Origin of the sequence: Undibacterium sp. Tian12W (assembly GCF_049339405.1) — a bacterium.
In the GTDB taxonomy this organism is placed as follows: Bacteria; Pseudomonadota; Gammaproteobacteria; order Burkholderiales; family Burkholderiaceae_D; genus Undibacterium.
This window is the reverse complement of sequence record NZ_JBMPPK010000011.1, coordinates 60465-73749: the sequence shown is the minus strand read 5'-3', so window position 1 is coordinate 73749 and position 13285 is coordinate 60465. Positions and strand designations below refer to the sequence as shown.

The following is a 13285-nucleotide window of genomic DNA, read 5'->3' as shown; positions in this document are numbered from 1 at the left end:
CCTGATCAATACACATACCGCGCCAACACCTGCCTGAACTTCTCCAGCGCCACTTTGAGCACATCCATCTCCACCGAGCCCAGTGCCAGACGCAATGCATGCGGCACCTGTTCTGTGGTGGCAAAGGGTTCTGCCGTTGAGACGGCGATCTGCTCGCGTTCCAGTGCCATGGCTATCTGATCTGCGCGCAGCTCTGTTGGCAGCGGCAGCCAGATAAAATACGATGCCGGATGGCTGATGTAATTAAATCCAGCCAGTACTTTACCAGCCAGGACTTGCCTGGCTTTGGCATCAACACGCTTTTCTTTTTCAAGGCGGGCTACCGTGCCATCGCCTAGCCAGTTGCACACCAGGCTGGTCATCAGTGCAGGTGTGTTCCAGGTCGTGGCTCGTATTGCGCGTTCAATCGCGGGCAGGTGTTGCGTCGGGGCGGCGATATAACCCACCCTGAGCCCGGTAGAAATATTCTTGGAAAATCCTGAGATATACACCGTCAGCTCAGGTGCCAGTGCCGCCAGTGGCGCAGGTGGCCTGGTCGCCAGAAACGCATAAGCAGCGTCTTCCATGATCAGCAAACCATGTTTGCGGGCGATGCGCACCAGCTCTTGCCGCCATGCCAGGCCCATGACCAGGCCCAGGGGATTGTGCATGGTGGGCATGGTATAAATCGCCCGCACCTTGCGTTGCCTGCATAGTTTTTCCAGCGCGCTCAGGTCGGGGCCATCTTTGCCCATTGCAATCGGTAGCAATTCGAGGTGCTGTGCTTGTGCAACAACTTTGAAGCCGGGATAAGTCAGCGCATCTACAGCAACCACATCACCGGGTTGCAGCAAGGCCATGGCGGTTATGGCCAGCCCATGTTGCGCACCGCTGACGATGGCTATTTGCTCAGCACAGACATCAAGACCACGACTCGCAAGATGGCGTGCCATGGCGGCACGCTCATGTTGTCTGCCACCATGCGGCTGGTAACGCAGCAGTGCATCTATATCACCTGAAGATGCCAGCTGGCGCAAGGCGGTGCGCAATAATTCTGCCTGGCCCGGCAGGGATGGATAATTAAAATTAAGGTCAGTCATCCCTGTCGCAGTCGCATGCTGGTCTATGCCCATGCCGGGTGCAAGCGTCGTTTCCCGCACAAAGGTACCGCGCCCGGTTTCACCACTGACCAGACCCATGGTTTCGAGCTCTGCATACACGCGGCTGGCCGTGACCAGCGCCAGGCCATGTGTTGCAGCAAGTTTGCGGTGCGTGGGCAGGCGTGTGCCTGGTGCCAGGCGGCCAGAACGTATCTCGCTGGCGAGTGTATCGACGAGTTGTTTATAGCGGCTCAGCGACATACTAAAGCGTATCCATGACAATTATTTGATTGTATTGTTTTGCCAGCTTATTATGCCTCATCACCATTGCAAACCCAAAGAGAGATTATGCACATCGCCATCCTGACATTTGAAGGTTTTAATGAACTTGATTCCCTGATCGCCCTGGGTATTTTGAACCGCATCAAGACACCAGGCTGGCGCGTGTCTATCGCCAGTCCTGCAGCGCAGGTGCGTTCCATGAATGGAGTCTTGCTGGAGTCGCAGATATCCCTGCAGGAAGCAAATGCAGCAGACGCCGTCATCATCGGCAGCGGCATACGCACGCGAGAAGTGGTGGAAGACGCCGCCCTGATGGCGCAACTGCAACTTGATCCAGCGCGGAAAATCCTGGGCGCACAATGTTCCGGCACGTTGGTGCTGGCCAAACTGGGTTTGCTGGGCAGCGTGCCAGCCTGTACTGATCTCACTACCAAACCCTGGGTGCAGGCAGCAGGTGTTGAAGTCCTGAACCAGCCCTTCTTCGCCAAAGACAATGTCGCCACAGCAGGTGGCTGCCTGGCGTCGCAATACCTGGCAGCCTGGGTCATTGCCCGCCTGGCGGGAGCAGAAGCCGCAGAAAGCGCCATCCACTATGTTGCGCCGGTCGGTGAGAAAGAAGACTATGTGGAGCGCACCATGCGCAATATCACTCCGTATTTGTGACACCGGCGATGGGTTCAGGATAAGATGCGTGTTCCCGGTTTCCACTGTTACAGTCCACTAGTATATGAACGAACACCTTGCCTATTTCAAGGAACTTGTAGAACCCCTGATCCCCGCTTCCTATGTCCTGACCTGGACTGAATATCTGGAAGGGGATTTTGGTGATTTGAAAAGACTGGAATTGTCATCATCCTCTAAAATCGGCACGATCGATTTCTGGTTCAAAGACTGGTTGGCAATTGACGTCGTTGATCTTGATACGGAGAATCAGGTCTTGAATGTGCTCTATTCACCTGATCAGACGCATGAAATTCCGGCAGGTTTTGCGCGGCTGCTGGAGATTTTGTCGGCGTCCTGAGGCATTGTTTGTAGGTACGATTAGCAAAGCGTAATCGTACGCATGATTTTATGATGACGATTGATATTTTTATGTCTTGACCTGTCATCTAAATTGAATTGAAAGAAAATGCGATGATTAAGGCGGACGAGAATTCATCTCAAAGTTTATTTGACCAGGCCAACGATGCATGGGACCGCGGAGAAAACGAAAAAGCTTTTGAATTACTAAATTTAGCGGCCAATCAGGGCGAAATTTATGCGTATAACACTATCGGCTATTTCCTGGACGAAGGTGTCGGCGTGCCTCAAAATAAGGATATGGCATTGCTCTGGTATAAAAAGGCTGCAAAAAATAAGGACATTTGCGCTTTTATGAATATCGGTGTCTGGTATCGTAATCTGGGCAATGTAAAGCGTGCTTCTTATTGGTTTTTAAAAGCTCTACATAGCGGCGACGGTGACGCTGCAATTGCTTTGGCAAAAATTTGCATCGATAGAGGAACAAAGCAAAGTAGAGCCCAAGCAGTTAAATATTTGAATATATCCCTTGTATCAGACAATGTCATATCTGATACGCATGATGAGGCACGCAGAATTTTGAAGCAAATCAATTCGTAGGTGCGAATGGCATCGCGTAATCGTACGCGCGTAGCGCAAGGAAATGACAGAAACCCAGATTACATTCTGAGTTTCTGTCCGATGACTGCCAGCAGTTATACTGAACTTACACCGCTAACATTCGCTTATTCAACTACCTGCATCCAGCGTCTTTCTTGCATGGTGCGTTCCTTGAAATACTTGCGCGGATTGCCGCACATATAGCAACTGCAGGTTGTTGGTGTATGCAAGACCATACCCAGGCGCAAGGCGCTGAGTTTTTCTTTCCAACTATAAAAATAATACTGACGTTTCTTTTTCAGGCGCGCAGCATGATGCCTGCGCAAAGCACGAGAGAGATCTTTCATGGCAGTTCCTCATTGCCCCGGGCGGCCCGATTGCCGCCTCGTGGAGCATGAAGAACTTTTTGCTGTGCTGGTTCATGATGGACTTTCTATATTTGAAATATCTTCGTCGTGTACATTACCTGCATACGTCGCATTGGAAGGTGCCTTAAATTTATTACGCTGGCGACGACACTTGTAATTTGGGTAGGGTGCGCCATGCGCACCATTGTTGATAGTGAGCCGGTGCGCGCGGCGCACCCTACAAATCTATATACTTTCGGTGCTGTTAATACACTGCAGTCCCAGCATATCCAGATACAATGCCAATTCCTGCGGTGCTTCGTGCATGATGAGTATATAAGGATACAGCGAGGTTTCTTTTTTGTAGAGCAAAGTCGCATGTTGCCCGCTGAGGTAGCAGTGCTTCAGGCTTCTGGTCCAGGCAAGCTTGCTGCCGGTGTTGGTGATGCGCTAGTACACGACGACATCATCGCGTAATTCATATTCGGCCATGAAGGGTTTGGTTTTTTTTGCGATTCTGAGCATGCTGGAAGCCCTGCTTCTTGCCAGCCATCGCCAGTAGGGTTTAACCATATTGTCGCGTTTGGCGATGAACTTGTTCATATCCCTTGTCAGGAAAAAAGCGACTGAAAACAAGGTGAAAAAAGCGATATCCAGCTTGATACTCTGTCTGCTGATACTGTCGAGGTAAATCATGGCTACTGACAGACATAGCCCCAAAGCGACCACATATTTTAATGAGCTCTGCATGCGTAGCTGGAATTTACTGCGTCTGAAGCGCTGGCGAAATGCCGTGAGACGTTCATGCATCATTGCTGCCAATTCTGTTTCCAGGGCAGCGCAAAAATCCGCTGTTACCTGCAGTTGCAAATGCAGGCGTTGCGCGCCTTCTTTCACAGGCTCAGGTGTTTGAGGGAACTGGTCAATGCTTTCATTCATGGTTGTAGCATGCCTGGTTTTAGTCTTGTTTGGTTTGAGTCTTATTTTGCAGATGTCAGTTTATGATGGGGTTTCACCTGCGACATCACTTCAGGCAAAAGCAGACAATGCCCGTTCAAGATCAGCCAGCAAGTCATCGACATATTCCACCCCCACATGCAGGCGCAGCAGCCAGCCGGTTTTTGGGGCGCGCTGTGGCGCAACAGCAATCAGGCTGTGTACGCCACCCCAGCTATTGCCCAGCGTGAATAGCTGTAGTGCGGCGACAAACTTTTCTATCGCTGGCAGATTGTCTTGCTTCAAGCTGAAAGAGAGCAAGCCATTGCCCAGTTTGAAATCGCGTTTCCATAAATGGTGATAAGTATCACCCGGCAGTGGTGGATAATTGAGCTGGGCTATCGCTGCATGCTTCTGTAAAAATTCTGCGATGCGCAGGGCAGACGCATATTGCTTTTCTAGCCGCAAGGCCAGCGTCGGCAAGCCGCGTAGCGCCAGAAAGCATTCATCGGGGGCGACGTAATAACCGAGCAGTTCTGCCGTATCACGCAGGGCATGGTAGCTTGCTTCATCGCGTGTGCTGACTGCACCCATCAATAAATCAGAATGCCCACCCACATATTTGGTCAGCGCCTGTATGCTGAAATCGACACCGGCATCCAGCGCCCTGAAGCCCAGTGCCGTGGCCCAGGTATTGTCCATCACCACCTTGATCTGGCGCGCATGGGCAGCCGCAACGATGGTGGGTATGTCCTGCATTTCCATGCTGTTAGTGGCAGGGCTTTCTGTCCACACCAGTTTGGTATTGTCTTCAAAAAAATCAACGATGCCAGCGCCAATATCATTGGGGTAAATGCTGTGGCGCACACCCCATTTGGCAAACAGGGTTTTGGTGGTTTCCAGCGTCGGGCCATAAATGCTGTCTGGCAGCAGCATATGGTCGCCCGCACCCAGCAGCATGCTGTTAACCAGCACTGCCGCTGCCAGGCCAGTCGGCACCAGCACGGTATGGCCACCACCTTCAAGCTCAGACAATTTATTTGCCAGCGCATAGTGGGTGGGCGTGCCATTTTGCCCGTAGCTATAACCCGTATGTGCCTGCGCCTGTCGGTGCAGGAAGGAGGCAACATCCGGGAAGACGATAGTCGATGCATGGAATACGCCCTGCGACAACGACGCAAATCCATCCGGGATATCGCTGGCAGGTTTGACCAGTCTGGTACTGATGTCAGTCATGGTTATTCTCTCCAAACGCTGATCAGAATGGCAGTTGCGCAGCCGGTATCACGCTGATCTGCCCCATTTCGCTCCATACCCAGTTGTGGTGATTGCTGATGGTAGCTGCATCCAGGTGAGGGCGGTTGCGCGTGGTATGGGCATCGGCAATGACATTGGTTTTGATACCCAGCGCCGCTGCCTGCCGTATTGCACTGTCTAAACAAAACTCGCTGGCATAACCACAGACAAAAATTTCAGTTATGCCACGTTCAGCAAGCCCGGCTTCAAAGCCGGTTTGCTGAAAGGCGCTGCTGTGCTGCTTGGCGCAAACGTAGTCATCGGGCTGAGGTGCGATGGCGGCAGGGAATTGCCAGCTGTCGCTGTCTTTTTCCCACGCGGTACCCGCTTCATTATGCTGCAAATACACCACCGGTATGTTGGCCTTGCGGGCCCTTGCAATCAATTCGCTGATACGCGCCAGTACCTCGTCTGCCCTATGGGCTGGCGGGTCGATGAAAACTGCATTCTGAAAATCGATGATGAGCAGGGCAGATGGCATGGTTTACTCCAAAATTGACAAGCGGGCTTAGAAAGGGGCTTATAGATTTATGTGGGGACAGTAGTTGCTATCACTTGCAATAAATCCGGTGGCAGAGCCCAGTTTTGTTTGATGGCCTGCACTGCTGTCTGCGTATCACCAGCACGCAGCGCAGCGATGATAGTTTTATGTTCTTGTATCGATTGCGGTGCCATGCGCTGGTCACCAAAATGCGCCAGCTCTATGCGTTTAATGCGCGGACGCAGATTCGCCAGCAGCTTTTCTATCTCCGCATTCTGGCTGGCTCGCACGATGATGGCATGGAATTGCGCATCGAGTTCAGTCGCACGTTGATGCGCATGTGCCGCAATAGCCTGCGCGAGCGCCGCATTGACAGTCTCAAGTTCCTGTAAATCAGCTTCAGCCAGCCGGGGTGCTGCCAGCTCCAGCGCCGTTGCTTCGAGTGCGGCGACGACCGGGTACAGCTCGATAATTTCTTCCAGCCTTGAAGGTGCGACCTTGGTCCATTTATGAAAGCTGGTAATGACCAGACCCTCATCCTCCAGTTGCCGCAAGGCCTCACGCACAGGCGTGCGCGATACCCCAAGCTGCAAGGCCAGTTCCTGATCACGTAAGATTTCTCCAGGCGCGAGCTGCAACTCTATGATCCATTGCTTGAGGCTGCGATAGACCTCTTCACGGGCGAGGGAGCGGCTTAATGGGGCTGTGCTGGCGGGGATGGGCATGCTGGGTTGGGTGTTATTAAATGATAAGTAAAGTTATTTTTAAGCAATTTTAAGTTTGTAGTATGTAATATACTACAGAATTTTGAAGATGTCGCGTACAGAAATTTATTGTCCACCTGGAATAGCACATGCTTTAATGTTAATTATTTGTTTTAAGCAACCTTGGCAATATCGCCTTCTCTGAGTAGCTTAAGAATAAGATAGATGCAATTTCAAACGAGAATACAGAATGAGTTGGTTAAAGAAACTACTGGGTATCAAAGACGAGGTGCCAATTGCAACCAAACCTATAGCAAAGTCGCAGAGTAGTAATTTCCCACCTTATACATTTTCGCCACGTACGTCTGCTGCCCGTAAAATTGTGCTTGAGAGTGAAAAGCGTAAGTTGATTGATGTGGAAATTCCGGAAATAAGAGGTTTGTATCTCATCGTCCATCACCCAACCGGAGTTGAATACACCCATCAATGTGCTGGCACTGCGTGTTTTCATCCTTCTTTAGAAGGCTACCTTGTACCGATAGAAGCTTCATATGAAGCAGAAAATGAATTGGCCAGCTACTTCTTGCCAGCTCATAGTCGTTCGGGTCTTAGCGAGAGAGACGCGGAAGATATTGATGCCATATTTAAGCGGCATAAACTTGACTGGCTTTGCATTGCTCCTAACCGTCTAAAGGAATCGTATGAAGCCTGGATACACGTTTGTATTAAATCAGAGTATACGTGGGTACCATTTTGTGAAGGCTCAGATCCTCGGGCCGAAATGGTTTTGATTTGGCAAAACAGTGATTGATGAACTGGAATTTATATGTCAAGTGAAGAAAATTTTGATGTGGTGTTCCAGAGGGTAATTTCTCTTTGGCCTGCAAGTATTAATGTGAGTAATAAAAAATTCCATGATAATGGCGGAGTTACGATACCCGAATTGAGCAAAGTGCATGATATGGTGGAAGCTGCCATATACGCTATAGAAGACAATGAGTACTTGCTCAAAATGGATTGGGCGATTTTTACAGTGCTTCATGGTTCAGCTAAATCGCAGGATCAAATTGTTCCGGCGAATATAGACTTGGAGAAGTTGCATGAGGTATTTGATCGATATCTTGCGCCAATGGCGTGATAATTAAGTAATGACTTGCCTGCGAGGTGGTGTGCGTACGGCGCACTCTGCAAGCTTCGGCCAAGAATGATCGTGTTGCGTAAGTTGTGCGTGTGAATTCAAAAGGTCAAAGACGGCAGTGCTTAAGATAGACAAATAACCCCCGATCCCGTCATGCCGGACTTGATCCGGCATCCAGTGTCGTTTAACCCGGGCCTGAAAATTCTTGGAACATATGCAAAATCAATGTGTTGCATTTTATTCATGAGCCGGACCGCAAGTATGCGACGAAAGCCGCTTGATGCCAGATCAAGTCTGGCATGACGACTTTTAGATTGCTGTTTTGCATGAGCTGGATATTTTTTTAAGGTGTACGATAAAACCCAGCACCAAAAACCGGAACAAAACCCGGAACAAAACCCCAAAATCAAATCCACACATCCAGTTCACTGGTACGCTCACCACCCTCATCACCGGTATTGACCACGCCACGTGGTTCTATCAGCAAGAGTTTGACTTCATGTTCTGCACTGGGTTTATGTTCCATACCTTTGGGTACGACAAACATTTCACCTGCGGATATCAGTACATGGCCATCGCGAAAATCGATGCGTAACTGGCCTTCGAGGACGATGAAACTTTCATCGGTATCAGTATGGTCATGCCAGATGAAATCACCTTGCAGTCTGGCGACTTTGAATTGATAGTCATTCATCTCGGCGATGACTTTTTGTGACCACTGTTCGCTAAACAGGCTGAACTTGTTGGCAAAATTAATGCTGTGATAGGTTTTGCTGTCGCTGACTGCTACGGTATTCATGGCTGGCATCCCTGGCTTTTGTTTGAAAAGCCCCAGCATACGCAAGCTGCCACAGCAATTCTTGTACGTTTGTGCGTCAGGTTTTAAGGCCGGGATGCTTTGCCATGCATGTTCAACCAGCGCAAAGGTGTCAGGCCAAAGGCCTTGCTGAAGTGTTTGCTCATATGACTCTGGTCGCTGAACCCGGCAGCCAGTGCGGCGTTGACCAGCGTGTAACCTTGCATCAGCAGGCTTTTTACGAGGTCAAGGCGGCGCATGGTCAGGTAGCGATAGGGACTGGTGCCAAACAGCAGGCGGAAATCGCGTGACAGGCTCCAGCGGTCACGGCCGCTGTACCCGGCCAGTTCATCGAGGGTGATGTTGTCGGCCATGGCGCTGTGGATATACTCACGCGCCCGTTCAGCGGCCTGGTAATCAAAATGCAATTTACTTGTCGCTGCGCCAGCGAGTTTGTCTGAGCAGGTGTGCATGGCATGAGCCAGGTCGAACAGCGCGTCTTGTTCTTCCAGCGCATCCATGGGTTTGTCCATGGCTTGCAGCAGTGGCAGGGTGGCGGCAAACAGGCGTGGATCGGTGGAAATGCCGTTCTTGATAAATGGTAAAGCCTGGCCGCCCAGGATTTGCTGTATCAGCGCAGGCTCGACATAGATCATGCGGTAATGAAAGCCATCGCCAGTGCCTGCCTGGCCATCATGTGCCTCATCCGGATGCAGGACAATGGTGCCGCCAGGCAGGCTGTTACACTTGCTGCCACGATAGGCAAAGCTTTGCACCCCCGCCAGCGTGCTGCCTATGGCGTAGGTATCATGTTTGTGCATGGCATAGGCATTGCCTGAAAAATAAGCTTCGATACGTTCCAGCCGGGCAGACCCTGGCGCCTGGCGTATCCAGTCGGTGTTTTTCTTGCTCATGGCGGTGTGCTCGCTTCCATGAGGTATATGCTAGCACTTATGGATGGTTTTTACACAGCGTCTGGATTTTCTACCAGATATCAGATGAAGTCTGGTACGGGTTGCAAGATTTTCATTCATCCAGACACTAAAAAGCTCTTTACCTGGTTTTACCCATGGCTCCACAATCGTCATGCCGGACTCGATCCGGCATCCAGTGTCGTTTAACCCGGGCTGGAAAATCCTTGGGGTTCATGGAAAACAGTGAGCAGCTTTTCATTCATGAACAAGAGCACAAGTGTTCGACGAAAGCCGCTGGATGCCGGATCAAGTCCGGCATGACGGTTGGATGGTTTTCATCCGTAATGCGGGATGAGTTTTTTGAGATGCTGAAAAGCGAATCATCAGACTTTGATCAGACTTTGGTAGGGTGCGCCGTGCGCACCGGGGTGATGAGGCTAGTCGAAGCAATGGTGCGCACGGCGCACCCTACAGAGCATCAATCCAAATCAGGGTAATTCTTTCGGTGGTATTGCTGGCATCCCTTTTTGTGTGAGTACAAAATCACAGCGCCGCTTTTGCTCATTCTCATCCAGGCCAGACATTGCGCGTTGCACGTCTTCTTTTATATTTTTCCCCAATTTCATTTCTTTCCACTGTGCGGGGATTTCATACTCAGGCTTGGCGCTGTTGGCCCGCTCTTTAGACATTTCCATACCTTTTTCAAACTGTGAGCGCAAACCTGATGTGGCCTTGTCACCAGTTGCCTTGTCGGTAGTTCCTGCGCGCCCGACTGCAAAAGACATCATCGCGTACATGGTCTTGATATTTTTGTCCCACTCCAGTCTTTTTACTGCGAAGCGTGGGCTGTAGGCGGGATCAAGGCGGGTGCAAAAAGCCTCGATTTCATCCGCCGTTGTGTATTGAAAATTGACCAGGGCCAGCGAGACAAGCCGGCGGGTATTGCTGGCTGTATCTTGCGCGAAGCTGTTGCCTGAGACCAGCAGCAAGGCTGTGGCGATACATACGATGCTACTTTTCATTACATTTCATTTCCAAAATGGGCAGGCTGCGGTAAATTTGAATCGCATGGCAATGCTATCATTCCCACCATACAAATAACGCAGAGGCAGGCATGAAAGCATCTAATTTCTTTTGCAAGCTGGCATCTTCGACGCTGGTTGTTTGCTGTCTTGTGCAGCCTGCCAGTGCCGCACCTGCCTGGCAGCGTTTGCATCTTCCTGTGCCTGGTCAGCAGGCCGGGTATGATTTTCCGGTGTATGCCAATCATAGGCTCGATGGAAAACTGGATACGATACGTGAAGTCATCATCGTCCAGCATGGCATACAGCGTAATGGCGATGATTATTATGCGGCGGCGATGGCCTTGTTGCAGGCATCTGGCCGCTCCGGGGATGAAGTGCTGGTGATTGCGCCTAATTTTCCGGGCAAACCTGATACCGGCTTTGATGGCATGCCGGTCTGGTCTGTGCAGGGCTGGACTGGCGGTGACTCTGCCTTGCCGGGCACAGGCACGCAGGCGGGTTTGAGTTCATTGCAGGTCATCGATGATATCGCCCAACTACTGGCCGACAAGTCGCGTCTGCCTCAGCTAAAGAAAATCACTTTCGCCGGGCATTCTGGTGGCGGGCAATTGATACACCGTTATGCTGTCCTGAATCATGTGGATGAAGCCTTGCGGGCGCGGGGGCTGGATGTGCAATATGTGGTGGCGAATCCCTCATCGTATCTGTATTTCACGCCTGAGCGACCAGCATCCACTGGTTTTGCGCTTTACGATAAATCAGTGTGCCCCGCCTATGATGACTACCGCTATGGCATGCAAAACATGGTGCCCTATGCCAAGGGCATGACTGGCCTGGATTTATACAGCCGTCACCTGCAAAGACAGGTCACTTATCTGGTTGGCAGCTTGGATACTGATCCGAACCACCGCGTACTCGACAAGTCTTGCGGTGCCGAGGCAGAAGGGCCAACGCGCTATGACCGTGCCCATGCTTACTGGGCCTATGAACAATACCTGGGCAAGCAAACTCCAGTCGCCAAAGCCCTGCCAGCCAGCAACCATCATTACCTCGATGTGGACGGCGTAGGGCATGACCAAACAAGAATGTTCGGTTCGCAATGCGGGGTGAAATTGCTGTTTGGCGACAAGGCCGCAGTGGATAAACAGGCCGCGCAATGCAAACCTGTAAAACCATAAAAAAATGCCCTCAGACTACAAGGGCATTGTAAAGAGCAACTCCAGATGGGGACCTGGAGTACTACCGGGTAGGGTTCATGTGGGGCTTCTTCAAACGCACTCCATGTCTGCAGAGTAACGATGCGCGCTTGAAAAAATCCCGCATGAGTAAAAAAATCGTGAATGCTTAATTGTGTATGCTTATTTTTATGCTCAATTTTGTATAATTAATCGACCTTAGCGGTGCATGCGGTTACTCGCTTCTATCAATTCATTGTAGGCCTTGGTGACTTTTTCCTGGCTGCCTTCTACCATCCAGGCTGAACCTGGCTTGAGCATCATCTTGTCGCCTTCACTGTAGGGCACTTTGTCACGGATGCGGCGCACGCGTTCTTTGGCGGCTTTGCGATATTCTTCGCTGGCTCTCTCCAGGCTGGACCAGCCGCTGGCGGCACTTTCACTATTCTTTTTGACATAGGCTATCGCTTCGTCAGTCAGGCTTTCATACTCGGCCAGTGCCTTGGCCGCAGTGGCTGCATCGAATTTCTCTTCACCTATCAGGCGTATCAGGTGCTTGGCCTTGCTCATCAGGGCCATTTGCAGATAGGGTAACTGGCGGCCCTCGTTTTTTTCAAGTTGCTGCATTTCTGCATCGAGTACCTTGTCGTTCTCTGCTTCGATTTCATCAGAAAAGACATTGCTCTTTTCTTCAAACAGCTTCATCGCTGCTGCCAGCGGCGCATGCATTTTTTTGCCCTTGGCAAAGGCATCATCCTTGTAGTTGTCGCGGCTGTAATACTGGTCGGCATCGGCAACCAGTGTGCCCAACTCTGCCAGGCTGTTGATGTAAGCCGTAGCCGCCACATCAAGTTTGCCCGGTGCTGCCTTGCCTGCCTGGGCAAAGCTGGCCTGGCATTTGGCTATCTCATCGACATCGATTTTATACAGGCCATACACCACGTTTTCTTTTCCGCTGGGGCCAGTTTCCATGTTCTTGACCCAGCTCGCGTAACGCGCAATGCTGCGATGGGCATTTCTGTCGAGCTGGTTATAGCAGGCGATGTAATCTTGCAGTTTGTCTGAACCGCTTGCTGTGGGGGCAGAGGCCGCTGCGGGCGCAGTAACAGGAACAGGCGCAACTTGTACCTGACTGGCGGCAACCGGCTGGGTTGCTGTCGTTGCGGGCGCATTGTCGGTATTTTTGCTGCACGCGGTAGCCAGCAAGACCAGACCCAGGCCCGCCAGCGTGCGCGTTCGCATTGTCGTACATATTGTCGTACGCATGTTTGTTGAGATTGCAGATACAGCAGTGTGAGGCAAAGTCATGCTAGTCAAGTTCAGATTGGGTGGGCCATCTTAGCCGCTTGATGTTTTTAAAGTTGCAACAATTTGTATCCATTTGTGTGTTTGGTTGCACTGTATTTTGTTTCTGCATTTTTATGCACCACTGGTAGGTTTCTGGCGATGAACGGTCATGTGACTGCTGTATTTTTTGACTACTATTCAGTGG

18 protein-coding genes are annotated in these 13285 nt (G+C 50.9%); 8 read left to right on the top strand and 10 right to left on the bottom strand.

The annotated features are described in order from the left end of the window. Positions 1–5: 5 nt before the first annotated feature. Positions 6–1340 (bottom strand): PLP-dependent aminotransferase family protein, encoded by a 1335-nt coding sequence (locus tag ACO0LI_RS15245; protein ID WP_423033378.1) that lies wholly within the window; start codon positions 1338–1340, stop codon positions 6–8. An 87-nt stretch (positions 1341–1427) separates the two neighbouring features. Between ACO0LI_RS15245 and ACO0LI_RS15240 the strand changes: the two genes are divergently transcribed. The 3 genes from ACO0LI_RS15240 to ACO0LI_RS15230 all read left to right on the top strand — a co-directional run bounded on the left by ACO0LI_RS15240 (position 1428) and on the right by ACO0LI_RS15230 (position 2981). Then, a complete protein-coding gene (locus ACO0LI_RS15240; protein WP_423033376.1) occupies positions 1428–2024 on the top strand; it encodes a DJ-1/PfpI family protein in 597 nt (198 codons plus the stop codon). Between the two features lie 64 nt (positions 2025–2088). After that, a complete protein-coding gene (locus tag ACO0LI_RS15235; RefSeq protein WP_423033374.1) occupies positions 2089–2382 on the top strand; it encodes a hypothetical protein in 294 nt (97 codons plus the stop codon). A 98-nt stretch (positions 2383–2480) separates the two neighbouring features. Further along, entirely contained in the window at positions 2481–2981 is a 501-nt protein-coding gene (locus tag ACO0LI_RS15230) for a tetratricopeptide repeat protein (protein WP_423033372.1), read from the top strand. 125 nt (positions 2982–3106) lie between these two features. Here the strand turns inward: ACO0LI_RS15230 and ACO0LI_RS15225 are convergent, their stop codons facing one another. Further along, a complete protein-coding gene (locus tag ACO0LI_RS15225) occupies positions 3107–3328 on the bottom strand; it encodes a hypothetical protein (RefSeq protein WP_422952933.1) in 222 nt (73 codons plus the stop codon). Between the two features lie 195 nt (positions 3329–3523). On the opposite strand from ACO0LI_RS15225, the gene ACO0LI_RS15220 reads away from it, so the two are divergent. Further along, positions 3524–3805, top strand: coding sequence for a hypothetical protein (locus ACO0LI_RS15220; RefSeq protein WP_422952932.1), 282 nt, complete (start codon positions 3524–3526; stop codon positions 3803–3805). Here the strand turns inward: ACO0LI_RS15220 and ACO0LI_RS15215 are convergent. From ACO0LI_RS15215 to ACO0LI_RS15200, 4 genes are all read right to left on the bottom strand, one after another. Continuing rightward, positions 3779–4267 carry a hypothetical protein gene (locus ACO0LI_RS15215; RefSeq protein WP_422952931.1) on the bottom strand — a complete coding sequence of 163 codons (489 nt, stop codon included), beginning with the start codon at positions 4265–4267 and terminating at the stop codon, positions 3779–3781. The genes ACO0LI_RS15220 and ACO0LI_RS15215 overlap by 27 nt on opposite strands. A 90-nt stretch (positions 4268–4357) precedes the next feature. Next, the gene (locus ACO0LI_RS15210) at positions 4358–5500 is read right to left on the bottom strand and encodes a trans-sulfuration enzyme family protein (protein ID WP_422952930.1); all 1143 of its coding nucleotides are present in this window, start codon (positions 5498–5500) and stop codon (positions 4358–4360) included. Between the two features lie 22 nt (positions 5501–5522). Further along, positions 5523–6041 (bottom strand): isochorismatase family protein, encoded by a 519-nt coding sequence (locus tag ACO0LI_RS15205; protein WP_422952929.1) that lies wholly within the window; start codon positions 6039–6041, stop codon positions 5523–5525. Positions 6042–6088: 47 nt separating this feature from the next. Further along, on the bottom strand, positions 6089–6766 hold the full coding sequence (locus tag ACO0LI_RS15200; RefSeq protein WP_422952928.1) for a GntR family transcriptional regulator: 678 nt from the start codon (positions 6764–6766) through the stop codon (positions 6089–6091). Positions 6767–6995: 229 nt separating this feature from the next. Here ACO0LI_RS15200 and ACO0LI_RS15195 point away from each other — a divergent pair, with 229 nt between their 5' ends. Both ACO0LI_RS15195 and ACO0LI_RS15190 read left to right on the top strand, forming a co-directional pair. Continuing rightward, on the top strand, positions 6996–7556 hold the full coding sequence (locus ACO0LI_RS15195) for a DUF6210 family protein (protein WP_422952927.1): 561 nt from the start codon (positions 6996–6998) through the stop codon (positions 7554–7556). 15 nt (positions 7557–7571) lie between these two features. After that, positions 7572–7883: a hypothetical protein gene (locus ACO0LI_RS15190; protein ID WP_422952926.1), complete on the top strand. Its 312-nt coding sequence runs from the start codon at positions 7572–7574 to the stop codon at positions 7881–7883. A gap of 406 nt (positions 7884–8289) precedes the next feature. On the opposite strand, the gene ACO0LI_RS15185 is transcribed toward ACO0LI_RS15190, so the two are convergent. Next, a complete protein-coding gene (locus tag ACO0LI_RS15185) occupies positions 8290–8682 on the bottom strand; it encodes a cupin domain-containing protein (RefSeq protein WP_422952925.1) in 393 nt (130 codons plus the stop codon). 83 nt (positions 8683–8765) lie between these two features. After that, positions 8766–9593 (bottom strand): AraC family transcriptional regulator, encoded by an 828-nt coding sequence (locus ACO0LI_RS15180; protein ID WP_422952924.1) that lies wholly within the window; start codon positions 9591–9593, stop codon positions 8766–8768. A 224-nt stretch (positions 9594–9817) separates the two neighbouring features. On the opposite strand from ACO0LI_RS15180, the gene ACO0LI_RS15175 reads away from it, so the two are divergent. Continuing rightward, on the top strand, positions 9818–10090 hold the full coding sequence (locus tag ACO0LI_RS15175; RefSeq protein WP_422952923.1) for a hypothetical protein: 273 nt from the start codon (positions 9818–9820) through the stop codon (positions 10088–10090). Here ACO0LI_RS15175 and ACO0LI_RS15170 read toward each other — a convergent pair. After that, on the bottom strand, positions 10082–10615 hold the full coding sequence (locus tag ACO0LI_RS15170) for a hypothetical protein (RefSeq protein WP_422952922.1): 534 nt from the start codon (positions 10613–10615) through the stop codon (positions 10082–10084). The genes ACO0LI_RS15175 and ACO0LI_RS15170 overlap by 9 nt on opposite strands. Before the next feature lie 92 nt (positions 10616–10707). On the opposite strand from ACO0LI_RS15170, the gene ACO0LI_RS15165 reads away from it, so the two are divergent. Then, on the top strand, positions 10708–11796 hold the full coding sequence (locus ACO0LI_RS15165) for a hypothetical protein (protein WP_422952921.1): 1089 nt from the start codon (positions 10708–10710) through the stop codon (positions 11794–11796). Positions 11797–12012: 216 nt separating this feature from the next. On the opposite strand, the gene ACO0LI_RS15160 is transcribed toward ACO0LI_RS15165, so the two are convergent. Further along, the gene (locus tag ACO0LI_RS15160) at positions 12013–13035 is read right to left on the bottom strand and encodes a YiiG family protein (protein ID WP_423033370.1); all 1023 of its coding nucleotides are present in this window, start codon (positions 13033–13035) and stop codon (positions 12013–12015) included. Between the last annotated feature and the right edge of the window lie 250 nt (positions 13036–13285).